15 protein-coding genes are annotated in these 15617 nt (G+C 35.3%); 8 read left to right on the forward strand and 7 right to left on the reverse strand.

Annotated features, from left to right (window positions below):
* Positions 1-28: 28 nt before the first annotated feature.
* Positions 29-760, reverse strand: a complete 732-nt coding sequence (locus L1276_RS17105; protein WP_253789880.1) for a YggS family pyridoxal phosphate-dependent enzyme — start codon at positions 758-760, stop codon at positions 29-31.
* Positions 761-944: 184 nt separating this feature from the next.
* Between L1276_RS17105 and L1276_RS17110 the strand changes: the two genes are divergently transcribed.
* The 3 genes from L1276_RS17110 (at position 945) to L1276_RS17120 (ending at position 2362) form a co-directional block, all read left to right on the forward strand.
* Positions 945-1172, forward strand: a complete 228-nt coding sequence (locus tag L1276_RS17110) for a thioredoxin (protein ID WP_053471916.1) — start codon at positions 945-947, stop codon at positions 1170-1172.
* 247 nt (positions 1173-1419) lie between these two features.
* Positions 1420-1683: a DUF2024 family protein gene (locus L1276_RS17115; protein WP_253789882.1), complete on the forward strand. Its 264-nt coding sequence runs from the start codon at positions 1420-1422 to the stop codon at positions 1681-1683.
* 73 nt (positions 1684-1756) lie between these two features.
* Entirely contained in the window at positions 1757-2362 is a 606-nt protein-coding gene (locus L1276_RS17120) for a MarR family winged helix-turn-helix transcriptional regulator (RefSeq protein WP_253789885.1), read from the forward strand.
* On the opposite strand, the gene L1276_RS17125 is transcribed toward L1276_RS17120, so the two are convergent.
* On the reverse strand, positions 2357-3769 hold the full coding sequence (locus tag L1276_RS17125; RefSeq protein WP_253789887.1) for a PLP-dependent aminotransferase family protein: 1413 nt from the start codon (positions 3767-3769) through the stop codon (positions 2357-2359). The two genes, L1276_RS17120 and L1276_RS17125, sit on opposite strands and share 6 nt — an antisense overlap.
* A 97-nt stretch (positions 3770-3866) precedes the next feature.
* Between L1276_RS17125 and L1276_RS17130 the strand changes: the two genes are divergently transcribed.
* Positions 3867-4328 (forward strand): cupin domain-containing protein, encoded by a 462-nt coding sequence (locus L1276_RS17130; protein ID WP_253789889.1) that lies wholly within the window; start codon positions 3867-3869, stop codon positions 4326-4328.
* A gap of 12 nt (positions 4329-4340) precedes the next feature.
* Positions 4341-5225 carry a dihydrodipicolinate synthase family protein gene (locus L1276_RS17135; RefSeq protein ID WP_253789891.1) on the forward strand — a complete coding sequence of 295 codons (885 nt, stop codon included), beginning with the start codon at positions 4341-4343 and terminating at the stop codon, positions 5223-5225.
* Positions 5226-5272: 47 nt separating this feature from the next.
* On the opposite strand, the gene L1276_RS17140 is transcribed toward L1276_RS17135, so the two are convergent.
* The 5 genes from L1276_RS17140 to L1276_RS17160 form a co-directional block, all read right to left on the reverse strand.
* Positions 5273-5920, reverse strand: coding sequence for a protoglobin domain-containing protein (locus tag L1276_RS17140; protein WP_253789893.1), 648 nt, complete (start codon positions 5918-5920; stop codon positions 5273-5275).
* A 243-nt stretch (positions 5921-6163) separates the two neighbouring features.
* Positions 6164-7162 (reverse strand): pesticidal protein Cry7Aa, encoded by a 999-nt coding sequence (locus tag L1276_RS17145; protein ID WP_253789895.1) that lies wholly within the window; start codon positions 7160-7162, stop codon positions 6164-6166.
* A gap of 113 nt (positions 7163-7275) precedes the next feature.
* Complete coding sequence (locus L1276_RS17150) at positions 7276-7569, reverse strand: DUF3861 domain-containing protein (RefSeq protein ID WP_012026109.1); 294 nt, start codon at positions 7567-7569, stop codon at positions 7276-7278.
* Positions 7570-7587: 18 nt separating this feature from the next.
* Positions 7588-8319, reverse strand: coding sequence for a LytTR family DNA-binding domain-containing protein (locus L1276_RS17155; protein ID WP_253789897.1), 732 nt, complete (start codon positions 8317-8319; stop codon positions 7588-7590).
* The gene (locus L1276_RS17160; protein WP_253789899.1) at positions 8319-9362 is read right to left on the reverse strand and encodes a sensor histidine kinase; all 1044 of its coding nucleotides are present in this window, start codon (positions 9360-9362) and stop codon (positions 8319-8321) included. The genes L1276_RS17155 and L1276_RS17160 overlap by 1 nt, the downstream gene beginning before the upstream one ends.
* A 265-nt stretch (positions 9363-9627) precedes the next feature.
* On the opposite strand from L1276_RS17160, the gene L1276_RS17165 reads away from it, so the two are divergent.
* Genes L1276_RS17165 through L1276_RS17175 form a run of 3 tightly spaced genes read left to right on the forward strand, consistent with a single transcriptional unit; the run spans position 9628 to position 15389 of the window.
* Positions 9628-10788, forward strand: coding sequence for an efflux RND transporter periplasmic adaptor subunit (locus L1276_RS17165; protein ID WP_253789901.1), 1161 nt, complete (start codon positions 9628-9630; stop codon positions 10786-10788).
* 5 nt (positions 10789-10793) lie between these two features.
* Positions 10794-13964 carry an efflux RND transporter permease subunit gene (locus L1276_RS17170; protein ID WP_253789903.1) on the forward strand — a complete coding sequence of 1057 codons (3171 nt, stop codon included), beginning with the start codon at positions 10794-10796 and terminating at the stop codon, positions 13962-13964.
* 18 nt (positions 13965-13982) lie between these two features.
* Complete coding sequence (locus tag L1276_RS17175; protein ID WP_253789905.1) at positions 13983-15389, forward strand: efflux transporter outer membrane subunit; 1407 nt, start codon at positions 13983-13985, stop codon at positions 15387-15389.
* The last annotated feature ends 228 nt before the right edge of the window (positions 15390-15617 follow it).

The raw sequence follows: 15617 nt of genomic DNA on the forward strand, positions 1-15617 counted from the left end.
GAGATTTTATTTGATGCAAAATTAAGTTTTATTCTGCAATATTTTCATTCCAGATTTCTTTGCCTAAAAAACGATTTCCAAAGATAGAAGTTCCAATTCGCACCATGTTGGAACCTTCTGCAATAGCCAATTCTAAATCCTGAGACATTCCCATCGAAAGGTTTAAATTCGTTATTCCTTCAATTTTTGCTTCATAAACTTCATCTCTTATTTCTCTAAGCAAACGAAGCGACGGACGCATTTTTTCTTTCTCAACATCTAATAAACCAATCGTCATTAATCCTTTGATTTTTAAAGTATCATATTTCCTGATTTCTTTAATAAAAGAAACAACTTCTGAAGGTTGCAATCCAAATTTACTTTCTTCAAAAGAAGTGTTGACCTGAATAAAAACATCAAGATTTCGGTTTTCTTTTTGAAGTTGTTTGTGTAATTCTTCTGCCAGACTTAATCGGTCAAGAGATTGAATACAGCTTACATATTTCAAAACATCTTTGACTTTGTTGGTTTGCAAATGACCAATAAAATGACGTTCGATTTTCAAATCTTTTAGTTCCGAATCCTTATCCCGAAATTCCTGCATTTTATTTTCGCCAATCAAATATTCGCCTGCTTCAATTGCAATTCGTATTCTTTCGGCAGGAACCGTTTTGGTTGCCAGTAATAACTGAACATCTGCAGTATCTCTTCCCGAAGCTTTACAAGCCTTTTCGATACGATCGTGAACCTGTTTCAAATTATAAATAATCTCCTCTTTCATAATGAGCAAAGTTAGATGTAATATGGATTATAAAAAAGATCCAGTTTTTTCTATATAAAGTAGTCCAGATAAATAACATACTGGACCAGAAAACGCCTGAAAATGACAAAACTGGATTATTTAATGGTTAGGCATCCTGCCTAATTTTGTCTTGGCAATAAAGTCAAATTAAAATCAAATCAAAATGAGCAAATCAATTTTTTATCATGCAGGTTGTCCAGTTTGCGTAAGCGCAGAACACGACATTTTAAATTTAGTTAAAGATGTTGAAGTAGTAAACATCGGAGAAGACAGATCCCGAATTGCTGAGGCTCAAAAGGCGGGTATAAAATCTGTTCCGGCTTTGGTAACGCCAAACGGAAATGTACTGCACATTAATTTTGGTGCTTCTATGGAAGAAGTGATCGGATAAATATAAACACCTCTTTGGAGTTTTCTTCGAAGAGGTTTTGTAAACATTGAATTAAAAAAAAGATTTTTTTAAACACGTAGAAACATAGATTTTTTTCTTTTATAAAGAGTACAAAAAGAAACTAGTTTCTAACACATAGCTATGTTTGTTTAAACAAGTGAAACGCCTTTTACTACGCTTTAAAAACTATGTCTCTATGTGTTTAAATAACAACACAATAAATAAAAAATATAAATAAAAAAATAAGATGAAAGTAGCAGTATGGGATACTTATGTAACCCGAAAAGACGGTAAAATAATGCATTTTGATATTTTGGTAGATGAAAATACAGAAGATGCAAATCAGGTTTTTGAATATGGAAAGCAATACCTTAAAACAGTTTTACAGGAAGGTCAGCCTTTGACTTCAAAAGAATGCAGTTTTTGTCATATTGATAAAGCGCCTGCAGATATTGAAAATCAAATTCTTAAAAACGGATTTTCGATAATTGAAATGGAAAACTGTTATTAATTTTTCGTTTAGAATTATTAAAACGATAGGCTGAAAGTGTGGGGACTTTCAGTCTATTTTACTTGTTATAATTATGAAAAACATCTTCAATCTAGAAACACAAAACAATAGTTTAGACGGAAAAATTACAGCTGGATTTGAACGTTTGTCTCAGGTATTCAGAGTTTTATTGTGGGAAAAAGCCAAAAAATATGATTTAAGTCCGATACAGATTCAGCTTTTGATATTTATAAAACATCATTCTAAAAATAAGGCAACGGTAAGTTATCTGGCAAAAGAATTCAATTTGGCAAAAGCCACGATCAGCGATACCATTAAAATTTTGGAACAAAAACTGTACATCACAAAAACTGTTAATGCAAATGATTCCAGAAGTTCTACAATCGAACTCACGGCAAAAGGTTTAGAAATGGTTTTGGTAACCGAAGATTTTACAAATCCTTTATTTGATTTGGTAAAAACAGTACCCGAAAAGGAGAAATTGGTTTTGTGGAAAAATCTCAGTTCTGTAATTGAACAATTGCACTATTTACAAGTTATAAATGTTCAGAGTACGTGTCACAATTGCGGTTATTTTGTACAGCAAAACGGAAATAAGTATTGCCGATTAATGGATATTCAATTAGAAACAAAAGATATCAGATTAGATTGTAGCGATCACAAACCAGTTCGCTTATAAAAATTTTGAAAGTGCTTTAATTCCTTCTTCCATTTGCTCTTCTGTAAGCGAAGCATATCCTAATCTAAATCCATTTACTGGACTACCAAAACTGAATTTTTCCGGAGTCATTAATTTGATTCCTTTAGAAAGCAATTCGGTACAGACTTTTTGGGTATCGACAATTTTATTTGGAACAATCCAAAATGCCAAGCCGCCTTCAGGTTTTATAAAAGTAATTTTGTCTTTTAAATGAAGTTTGCAGAGACTTTCAAAATGATCTCTTTTTGCTTTATAAATAAGATTTGTTTTTTTGAGATGTCTTTTAATTTTACCTTCATTGATAAGATGCAGAACCGCTTCTTCCATAATATTATCACCCTGAACATCGATTATTTTTCTATGCTTTGCAATTTTTTCTATGTTTGGAATTGAAGTAGCCAAATAACCAATACGCAGAGCCGGAGCTACAATTTTACTTAAAGTGCCAATATAAATGTAGTTTTTAGCATTGCTGTAACTTGAAATCGGCAGAATTGGGCGTTGTCCGAAATGAAACTCATTATCATAATCATCTTCAATAATTGTAAATCCGTGTTGATTGGAAAGCTCAATAAGTTTCAATCTTTTTTTTAAGCTCATCGTAACCGTAGTTGGAAATTGATGATGGGGCGTAACGTAAATCGCTTTTATGGCTCTATTGTTTTTAAGATGATTTTCAACTTCTTCTAAATCTAAACCATCTCTGGTTACATTTACTGCCAGCAGACTGGCGCCGGCATTTTCAAAAGCTTCCCAAGCAGGTTTATATCCCGGATTTTCGATTATCACATAATCTCCTTTTGACAACAAACAATGCGCCGCGAGATACATTGCCATTTGGCTTCCTCTTGTTATACAGATTTCATCCAGAGAAACATTCATTCCTCTTTTAAAATTCAGCATTTGTACAATCGCTTTTCGAAATTCTACATTCCCCAGTTCATTGCTGTAACCCATAATCTGCCAGCGGGATTTTCTATTGAATATTTCGCGATAAGCACGTGCCAGATCGTTCATAGGAGCGAGGCGGCTGTCGGGAAGTCCGTCATCAAAAACAAGATGCGGTTTCTGGTTTTCGACTGCAATATTGACTTGTGTTTCAGCTTTTTTATTCGGGCTGATTTCAGGAAGAATATCGGCAATAAAAGTACCTTTCCGATCCATTGTAATCAGCCAGCCTTCAGCAATCAAAACATCCAAAGCTTCAATTACCGTGTTTCGGTTCACATTTAATAGTCCAGCAAGTTGTCGGCTTCCGGGCAAAGCATTTCCGCTGGTTAATTTACCGGATTTTACCGCATTGATTATAGCATCAGCAATTTGCAGATAAAGCGCTTTGTCTGATTTTTTATCTAAATGAATTTCAAATTGCCATGGTCGTAACATCTGGACTAGTTGTTTATATTAAAACTGTGTTATGTGTACAGTCCAAAGTTACAATATTTTTGTCACGCAATACTGCATTAACTAAAATATAATTAACATGGAAACGAAAGAAAAAAAATTCTCGTCTAAAGATTTTCACCAGACTTATGCAAGACCAAGTTTTGTAATGCCGGATAAATTAATTCACAGAAATGTAGAAAATGCCGGAGAACACAATCAATTTTCTACAGAACGAAAACATCCGGTGTTTTTTGTCGATTTGCCAAGTAAAAATGTAAGTATGACCATTGGCGGACTACTTCCGGGACAGCTTACCAACCGACACAGACATACTTACGAAACACTCTTATATGTAATTGAAGGTTCTGGCTATACCGAAATTGAAGATCAAAAAGTAGAATGGAAAGCGGGAGATGCGGTTTATATTCCGGCCTGGACATGGCACAGACATCAAAACTTAAGCGATACTGAAAATGCAAAATATATCGCAACAGAAAATGCTCCTCAATTACAAAATTTAGGTGTAGCATTAAGAGAAGAAGAAGGCAGGGATTTATAAAACGGAAACCAGATGAAAAACACACAATTTAAAGGTATTATCGCTTATCCTATTACTCCTTTTGATGAAAATGAAAAGGTTGATATTTCGCTTTACAAACAATTACTGGAACGATTAATTGTATCTGGTTCTCACGCTGTAGCTCCGTTAGGGAGCACTGGCGTGATGCCGTACTTAAATGATGAAGAAAAGGAAGCGATAACAGAAGCTACGGTTTCGCAGGTAAAGGGAAGAGTTCCAATTTTAGTCGGCGTTTCAAATTTGACTACAGAAAGAACTATTTATCACGCAAAAGCAGCCGAAAAAGCGGGCGCAGACGCCGTTATGATTATCCCGATGAGTTATTGGAAATTAAGCGATGACGAAATCGTAAAACATTATGATGCTGTTGCCAATCAGATTTCTATTCCCATTATGGCGTACAATAATCCGGCGACGGCTGGAGTAGATATGTCTCCGGCATTATTGAAAAGAATTCTCGAAATCCCGAATGTGACAATGATTAAAGAAAGTACAGGCGATGTGCAGCGAATGCATTATTTAAAGAAAGAATTAGGAGAAAATGCAGCGTTTTATAACGGATCAAATCCGCTGGCACTTTCTGCATTTGCAGCGGGAGCAACCGGCTGGTGTACTGCGGCTCCTAATTTAATTCCGGAATTGAATATTGCTTTGTACAATGCTGTTCAGGAAAATGATTTTCAGGAAGCGCAAAAGTTGTTTTACAAACAAATCAATTTACTGCGATTTATTGTAGAAAAAGGGCTTCCAAGAGCAATTAAATCAGGACTGCATATTCAGGGAATTGAAGGCGGACATTTAAGAAAACCATTGCAGCCTTTAACAGAAAAGGAAATCAGTGATCTTAACAGTATTTTGAAATTAGTCAGCAATTAAAATAGGAAAGGGATCGTTTAATTTTTAAACGATCCCTTTTTTTGTTTTTAGAATTCTCCTTTTTTCATGTAAGGCTGACCCCAAAGTATACTTTGCATTAAAACACTTTTTACCCAAGCGTTATACATTTTATCAACATCGGCGGCACTTGCTCCGGTTTTTGCCAAAAATGGTTTTAGCGTCGTTGTAACCGGAATAGTTAAAGCCGGAATATAACGATAATTAATAATGGGAACAGAAGTGACATTATCTGTTTTGTTTTTCTTGGTGGTGTAATGTCTTAAACCAATTTCATATTGGTAATTAAGCCAATCCTGATCATATTTTGCTTCAGCTGTTTGAAGAATCCACATTTTAAAACGACCTCTGACTTTTGCTAAATATTCTCCGTCTGGTTTTCCGGTTTTAGTGTTTCCAAAAAAGTAAACTAATTGCGGCGTTGATCCCACAAATCCGTACCAAACGTCCAGAATGGCATCCGTTTGACCTTTAAGAATGTCATGGCTCATTTGTAAATACTTTACATCTTCTTCAGAAAAAAGTAAAGATTGTTCTAAAAGTTTTAATTCTTCAAGTGTAAATGGAGATTTTGCTACATCTTTAGTTCCGTACGTATAACCGTGCGGTGCTTTTGTTTCCTGCGCCCCAGCTTGCAGGGTAATAACAAGTACTACTGCTAAAATTGCTTTTTTCATTTTTTTTGATTTTTTGTTAGGACATTATCGTCATGACAAACTTAGGCAGGCATCCTAACTAAAAAATGATCCAGTTTTTTGATTTATAATACCAAACTGGTGTACAAAGCAGCAGCGATTATTTTATACTAATTCCATAATCTCAATGGTTTTAATTTTTTGGGATAACTAATTTAGGAAATAAAAGCAGTCTTAGTAAATAGTTTAGCCAGAGTGACTGAAAAATGTTACTGACGCTAAGAATTAAACTTTATTAGCCAAAAGTTCTGTTAATAAGATATTTATGTTAACTGATGCGCAGGCAATTCCTTCATCGGCCGCGCCATAATAAATGTATAATTCTTCATCGTCGAGAATAGTTCCCGTTGGAAAACAGACATAATTTACATAGCCTTTTAATTCCCAAGGCTGATCTGGAACAAACAATGGATAGGGCAGACGTGCGATTTCTTTTGTTGGGTCATCAAGATCTAAAAGTGCAGCGCAGGCTACATACATATATCCATTTATCGTATCATGAACGCCGTGATAAATTAAAAGCCAGCCGTGTTCTGTTTCTATTGGCGGCGCTCCATTTCCTAAATAACTTAATTCGTGTGTAAATTTTGGGTCTAATACAATATGGTTCTTAAAATCCAGCATGTAATTTTTCCAGTACTCGGGAGTTAATTCGTCTAGAGTATTGACTGAGGCAATCTGAATTCCGGGACGAATTCTATGCAGGAAATGAAGTTTACCGTTTATTTTTCTTGGAAAGAAAACCACATTTTTATCCCATACATAACTGCTTCCAGTACTTGGCTGAAAATATTTGATATTTAAATCCTGCTGGTGTTTTATAAGAGAACGTAATTCATCGCCTGATAATTGAGGAACGACAATTCCGTGTTTGGTGAAATTTTTTAAATCTGGAGAAGTAGCAACACATCCAAATGCATTTTCACCGTCGTAACCACAATACGAAAGGTAATAAAGATCATCGATTGTGACAATTCGCGGATCTTCGACACCATATTTTTCATTGGGCATTTCAGGTACTATAACCGGATATTCGTATCGTTTTTCAATAGTTAACGGATCAGAAAAACGGCAGTATCCAATTGTGGAATGATTTCCTAAAGCAACGGCTCTGTAGAAAATATGTATTTTTCCATCAGCAGCAATGACTGCTGGGTTTAAAACACCTTCAACCTCAAAATCTAATTCGGTTTTAGTGATAATTAATCCATGTTTATGTATCATAAAGCTATTTTTTAGATCATTCAAATAAAATTAATGAAATAGACAATAACTTGATTTACATAACATTCCGAAATTCTTTCATAATTTCGAATTAAAAAAAAACTTGCAGTAAACTACAAGCTTTTTAATTTTTTCATGAATACAGGAAAAACTTCGTTTAATTCATCAAATAATGGATTGTTGCGGTGTTTTAGTTTTATTTCGCTGAATAATTTTAGTCCAAGGGCAAATTGCGTTGCTTCATATGGATTTTCGAATATGTTCTTGTCTTTTATTCTTTGGATGATTCCAAAAATTTCATCGTGATTATCAAATTCAATTCCGAGTTCTTTTGCAGGCTCGGTATCACCATTTGCATATTCCTTAAGGCTTAATGTCAAATAATATTTGTTTGATCTTTTTTGCATGATACTAAATTTTCAATTTTATTTTAACCATTTATCGACAATGGTTTTAAAGGTTTCTTTGTATTGTTCGCCCACTGTAATTTCTGTTTTATCTATAAAAATAGAATTTTTGCTGATGGCGTTTATTTTATCAAGTGAAACTATGAATGATCGATGAACACGCATAAATTTCGCTGATGGTAATTTTTCTTCTAAAGCTTTTAAGGAAATAAGAGAAAGTATGGCTTTTTGATTATCATCTAAATGCACTTTTACATAATCTTTTAAACTTTCGATATATAAAATTTCTTTAAGAGAGATTCTAACCCATTGATATTCTACTTTTAAGAAAATAAATTCATCATCGGCAGTAATGGGCTGGAAGTTGTTTGAAGCTTCTTCGGTTATTTGAAGTACTTTATTTGCAGCGCGTAAAAACTCTTCATAACTAAAAGGCTTTAAAAGATAATCGACTGCATTTACTTTATAACCTTCAATAGCATAATGATTGTAAGCGGTTGTAAAAACGATTTTGGGTACTTGTCCAGGCTGTTCCTGCAAAAGTCTTGCGAGTTCCATTCCGGTTAAATTAGGCATATTGATATCCAGAAAAACCAAATCCGGTTGTTTTTCTCTAATTAAACTCATAGCTTCGACTGCATTATCGCAGCTGGCGCTTAATTGCAAAAAAGGAGTTTGGTGAATAAAAGTTTCGACCAGTTTTAATGCGAGAGGTTCATCATCTACTGCTATACATTTTAATGTTGTCATTATTCTAAATTTATTTGCAGCTGAACATTATACATACCGTTTTTGGCTATACCTGCAATGAGTGTATGTTTATGCGGATAAATTAAATGCAGTCTGCGTTTTGTATTTGTTAATCCAATGCCGCCTTCATCTGTAGTTGACGTTTTTTCGAAATAAGTATTTTCTACTTCAAATTGGAGATTGCTTCCGTTTTGTCTCAGTTTAATATGAATTTCACTTTTATCGGTAGCATGAATTCCGTGTTTAAAAGCATTTTCTACTAAAGGTAATAATAACATCGGAACAATTGGGTAATCGTGTATTTTTTCTGGAATGTCGGTTGTAATCGTCAGTTTTTTATTCGCACGAAGTTTCATCAAGGCAATAAAATCTCTCATAAAATCGGCCTCTTTCAGCAATGTAGTTGTTTCTTCTGTGCTGTACAATAAATAGCGCATCATTCGGCTTAAGGTATGAAGCGCATTTCTGGAATCTTCAATATCAGTGTAGGTAAGCGAATAAATACTGTTTAAAGAATTAAAGAAAAAGTGCGGATTAATTTGAGCTTTCAGCATAGCCAGTTCTGCAACTGTTTTATCCTGTTCCAGTTTTTGTTTGTGCTGTGCGGCTTTCTGCCAGTATTGTAACATCGCCCAGCTCGTGCTGATTCCTAAAACCAGTAAAGTGAGCATTAAAACATAGTTGTCAAAATAAGGATTTCTATATTTTTTAAATCCCAAAACCAAACTTATTTTATTATGAAGATCTGTTTGAGAAGTATAAAAATAGGCAATAAGCTGCATGGCAAAAACGGCAACAAAAGCCCAAACTAAAAACGGAGAAGTATTGTCCTTAATTATGGTTTTTGGTACAATGATTTTGGCATTAGAATAAAAAATAATGATTAACAAAATCAAAATAATAATCTGCCAAAGCCAAAAGGCACCAGGCAGAATCACATTCCAGGTTAAAGGCATGTAAAACAACATGATAAATCCCAATAATAACCAGCTTAGAATGTGCAGTCCGGTAAAAAAATAAGGTCTGTATACGTTTGATGCCATTACAAGTTTTGTTTTTTATGGACAATATTACATTTTATTTGAATGCGATTTTGAAGCAATCGCTAAAAAGAGATTTACAGTCCTTAAAAACCATTTTAGAGCCGACGAGCTCAAAATTAAACACTTGTTTAATTTTAAAAAAAATCCATCGTGTGTCAGGACATTTTTATCGATTGTCTTTCGCTCTTCGTCTATTTGAAATTTTTTGTATGTTATATTTTATTTCTTTTGTTGTCATATAATCGATAATTACATATTATTTCTAATGAATAAGCAATCATTTTTAAGCATTCTCGCAGCATCAGTTATTATCGCATCTTGCGGTAAAAATGATAAATCGGCTCAGGCCGGAGGGGCACCGCAGGTTAAAGAGTATAAAACGTTGACTTTACAGCCGGAATCTGCTACGCTAAACAGCGATTATCCAGCCAGTATTCAAGGACAGCAAAACATAGAAATCCGACCAAGAGTGGAAGGTTACATTGATAAAATTTTTGTAGATGAAGGCGCTGTTGTAAAAGCAGGCCAGCCTTTGTTTAAAATAAGTGCGCCAGAATATGAGCAGCAAGTTCGTACGGCAACTGCAAGCATTAAAAGTGCTCAGGCTGATTTAAGTTCTGCAAAACTGGCAGTAAACAAAGTAAAGCCATTGGTTGAAAAAGGAATTATAAGTAAATACGATTTAGAATCGGCACAATATACTTATGAATCTGCTGTAGCCGCTTTGGCTCAGGCAAATGCCGCTTTGGTAAATGCTAAAACTAATTTAGGATATACAACTGTAACAAGTCCGGTAAGTGGAGTTGTTGGTTCGATTCCGTTTCGTTTGGGAAGTTTAGTAAGCTCAAACACAACCGAACCTTTAACGACGGTTTCAAGTATTGGAAATGTGTATGCTTATTTCGCAATGAATGAAAAAGCACTTTTAAACTTCACTAAAAATAACAATACCGGAGCATCATTAACTCAAAAAATTAAAAGTCTTCCGGCAGTTTCTTTATTACTTTCAGATGGTTCTGCTTACGATGAAAAAGGACATATTGAAACCGTAAACGGATTAATTAATACTGAAACGGGAACTGTAAACATTAGAGCTCGTTTCCCAAATTCAAAAGGAATTATCAGAAGCGGAAGCAGCACAACTGTGAGAATTCCAAATGAAGTTAAAGATGCGATGATTGTGCCTCAAAGTGCAACATTTGAACTTCAGGATAAAATGTTTGCAGTAGTTTTAGGAAAAGACGGAAAAACAAGAAATGCTAATATATCAGTACTTGAAAATACAGCCGGAAACTATTATGTAGTAACAAGCGGTTTAAATGCAGGAGACGAAATAGTTTTAGAAGGAGTAGCTTCTCTAAAGGAGGGAACTGAAATTAAAGCTAAAAATCAAAGTCCGGAAACCGTTTACGCCGATTTAAAATAAAAAAAATGTTTAAAAAATTTATACAAAGACCTGTACTCTCGACGGTAATATCTGTTATTATTGTCATCTTAGGTGTTTTAGGCCTAATTGAGTTACCTATTTCTCAATATCCGGATATTGCACCTCCAACAGTAAATGTTGCCGCGAGTTATACCGGAGCTAATGCTGATGTGGTACTGAAAAGTATTGTAATTCCGCTGGAAGAGCAGATTAATGGTGTAGAAAACATGACTTACATGACTTCTACAGCAACTAATGATGGTAACGCTTCGATCAAAGTTTTCTTTAAAGTAGGAACCAATCCTGATTTAGCAGCGGTAAACGTTCAAAACAGGGTTTCAAGAGCAACGAGTTTATTACCTGTAGAGGTAACTCAGGCTGGGGTTACAGTAACTAAAAGCCAGAGTAGTAACTTATTGATCTTTTCATTATACAGTGATGATAAAGCTTATGATCAGACGTTTCTTCAAAACTATGCAAAAATCAACCTTGTACCGCAGATCCAGCGTATCGTTGGGGTTGGAGATGTAACGGTTTTTGGTGCAAAAGATTACTCTATGAGAATCTGGCTGAAACCAGATGTAATGCAGCAATATAAACTGATTCCAAGTGATATTTCGGCTGCTTTGGCAGAACAGAATATCGAGGCAGCACCGGGTAAATTTGGTGAAAACGGAAATCAGGCATTTCAATATGTAATTAAATATAAAGGACGTTTAACATCAGCTCAGGAATTTGAGGAAATCGTTATAAAATCGGTTGGGAATGGGCAGATGCTTAGACTTAAAGATGTTGCTAAAGTAGAGTTAGGATCTTTAAGTTATGCTTCAACGATTAAAACAAATGGTGTAGAATCGGCAGCAATGGCTATAAGCCAGACTCCGGGATCTAATGCGCGTGATGTAATTATCAATTCTAAAATATTGATTGAAGAAGCGGCAAAGAGTTTTCCAAAAGGAATGAAATATACCATTATGGTTGACGTTAACGAAAACCTTGATGCTTCTATTGAAAAAGTAATTCATACTTTGATCGAAGCCTTTATATTGGTTTTCATTGTAGTATTTATTTTCCTTCAGGATTTTAGATCCACATTAATTCCGGCAATTGCGGTTCCGGTTGCGATTGTAGGAACGTTCTTTTTCCTGAATTTATTTGGATTTACGATTAACTTATTGACACTTTTTGCGATGGTACTCGCAATTGGTATTGTGGTCGATGATGCGATTGTGGTCGTCGAGGCGGTGCACGCCAAGCTGGATCACGGTTATAAATCGGCCAAGAAAGCTACAATACATGCGATGAACGAAATATCGGGGGCGATTATATCAATCACGCTTGTAATGGCTGCGGTTTTTATTCCGGTAACTTTCATTACCGGATCAACCGGAGTTTTCTACAAACAGTTTGGTATTACACTGGCGGTTGCGATTATTCTTTCGGCAGTAAACGCCTTAACTTTAAGTCCGGCGTTGTGTGCTTTGCTTTTAAAACCTCATGCAGACGATCATAAGCATAAGAGTTATTTACAAAGGTTTTATACCGCTTTTAACGTTGCATTTGATAATGTAACCGTAAAATACAAAAGATCAGTTCAGTTCCTTTCGGTTAAAAAATGGATTGTTTTAGCTTCAATCGTGGTTGCGGGAATTGCATTAGTTTATATGATGAAAACTACGCCGTCTGCTTTCGTTCCTGCGGAAGATCAAGGGACAGTTTTTGCCAATATCAGTTTACCGCCATCGGCTTCGATGGAACGTTCTGACATAATTGCAAAGAGAGTAGACAGTATCGCGAAAACTATTCCGGGAGTAAAAAATACGCTTCGTATTGTGGGGCAGAACTTTACAGCCGGAGCAGGTAGTGCTTACAGTATGGTTATCGTAAAATTATATCCTTGGGATCAGCGTGATCTTAGTGTTGATGATGTAATTGGACAGCTTTTTGCTAAAACGAGCGGTATTCGTGAAGCTAGTATCTTCTTTATTTCACCACCCACTATCCAAGGTTTTGGACAAAGCGGTGGATTTGAATTCCAATTGCAGGATAAAGGAGGTCATACAACGGCTGAATTCTATAAAGTAAACAATGAATTTCTGGCTAAATTAGCTGAACGTCCTGAAATACAATATGCAACGACACCATTTAATCCTGGTTTCCCGCAATATATGATGGATATTAATCTGGCTAAAGCCAAAGATGCTGGAGTTTCGGTAAATACTATTTTATCAACTATGCAGGGGTATTATGGAGGATTGTATGCTTCGAATTTTAATAAATTTGGAAAACAATACCGTGTAATGATTCAGGCTTCGCCAGAATTTAGAACTAATACTCAGGGATTAAATAAAATTTTCGTTCGTAACAGCGCTGGTAATATGGCTCCAATTACTGAATTTGTGAAAATGACCCGAGTTTTTGGACCAGAATCGATTTCGAGATTTAACTTGTTTACTTCTATTTCGATTACAGGAGCACCAAAACCAGGATATAGTTCAGGAGATGCGATTAAAGCAATTCAGGAAGTTGCGGCAGAAAATCTTCCGGCAGGTTACGGTTATGAATTTTCAGGTTTAACGCGTGAGGAGTTAGCATCTGGAAGTGAAACGATTTTCATCTTTATTTTATGTTTGGTTTTCGTTTATTTCTTACTGAGTGCACAATACGAAAGTTATATTTTACCATTTGCGGTATTATTCTCAATTCCGTTTGGATTAGCAGGAGCGTATTTATTCTCGATTATTTTCAAACTGAACAGTAATATTTATCTTCAGATTTCCTTAATCATGTTGATTGGACTTCTTGCCAAGAACGGTATTTTGATTGTCGAATTTGCTTTGGACAGAAGGCGAAAAGGTTTACCAATTGTACAAGCTGCAATCGAAGGAGCCGTAGCACGTTTACGTCCAATTTTGATGACTTCGTTTGCCTTTATCCTTGGACTTGTGCCGCTGATGTTTGCTACTGGTGCAGGAGCAGTTGGTAACAAATCGATTGGTACGGGAGCTGTTGGAGGGATGTTAATCGGAACCATTTTAGGAGTATTTGTTATTCCGGTTTTGTTTATCATTTTCCAGACTTTACAAGAAAGAATCAGTGGTCCGGCAAAAGACGGTTATGATGATGAAGACGATGATGAAAACGAAATTCAGTTAATAGAAGCTCACAAAGAGTAAAATTTAATAAAAGCAGAAATGACGAATAGTTCAAATAAATATATTCTTATGGTAATTGCAGCCGCACTTTTAAGTGCGTGCTCAATTACCAAAAAGTACGAACGCCCAGCATCACTCTCGACAGATAAGCTGTATCGTGATGAGGCTTCCGCCGATTCGACTACGATTGCTGATATGCCGTGGCAGAGCATTTTTAAAGATGAAAAGCTGAATGCATTAATTCAAAAAGGATTAGATCAAAACCTGAACCTGAAAAATGCAATTGAAAATATAGTGCAGTCAAGAGCTTCTCTGCGTCAAAGTAAATTGGCTTATTACCCAACATTACAGCTTGATGCAAGTGCAACACATACAAAACAGTCAGAAGCGGGACTAAACTTTCCGGCTGGAATCAACATCAATACGTTAACAACAACTTATAAATTAGGTTTAAGCACGTCTTGGGAAGCTGACATCTGGGGAAAATTAAGCAGTTCTAAAAGAGCCGCTTTAGCCACTTATTTAGCTACAGATGCTGCTAAACAAGCAGTTCAGACGCAGTTGATTTCAGACATTGCCAATAATTATTTCCTTTTGTTAGCGTATGACAAACAATTGAAAATTACGCAGGAAACACTGGAAAGCCGTATTAAAAATGTGGCAACAATTAAAGATTTAAAAGAAGGTGCTATTGTTACCGGAGCTGCGGTTGTGCAAAGTGAAGCCAACCAGCATGCGGCTGAAGTTTTGATTCCGGATTTGAAACAAAGTATTCGTGAAACCGAAAACGCTTTAAATATCTTATTAGGTCAAGCTCCCGGAACAATTGACAGAGGAGAATTAGGAACACAGATTATCCCTGAAAATATTGCAATTGGAATGCCTTCGCAGTTATTGCAAAATCGTCCCGATGTTCGTCAGGCTGAATTTAATTTCAGAGTGGCTTTTGAATCTACGAATTTGGCTAAAACTTATTTTTATCCAAGTTTAACGCTTACTGCAAGCGGCGGATTTTCAAATTTAGAATTAAAAGATTTCTTTACGAATTCTATTTTTTATTCGATTATTGGAGGATTAACACAGCCTATTTTTAATCAGGGTAAAAACAAAATAAGATTAACAACAGCGCAGTCGCAACAATTACAGGCTTATAATACTTTTCAACAGAGTCTTTTAACGGCTGGTCAGGAAGTTTCTAATGCTTTGTATTCTTACCAAATGGCTGTTGAAAAAGAAGATTCAAGAAAAAAACAAATTGAGGCTTTAGAAAAAGCAGTCGATTTTACACAGCAGCTTTTAGAATATAGTTCGGCAACTAATTATACAGATGTATTAACTTCTGAACAAAATCTTTTAGCAGCGCAGTTAAGCGGTATCAATGATAATTTACAGAAATTACAAGCCGTTGTAAACTTATACAGAGCTTTAGGCGGAGGTTGGAAATAAAAATTGTTTCTATTGAATATTTACCGTTGGTCGTTAAAATTCAAACGTTGGTCTAAATAATAAATTAATACTAAAATTTGTATGTAATTTTGATTTGTTAAGATTACTGATTACCCGCCATTCAATTTAAATTAAAACATGACTAAAACGCCTCAGTAATGAGGCGTTTTTAATTTTACTTCATTTTTTGTTTTCTTTACCTTTAATTTTGAAGCTTGTGACCTTATT

It is taken from the genome of Flavobacterium sp. HSC-32F16, assembly GCF_024171645.1.
Taxonomy (GTDB): domain Bacteria; phylum Bacteroidota; class Bacteroidia; order Flavobacteriales; family Flavobacteriaceae; genus Flavobacterium.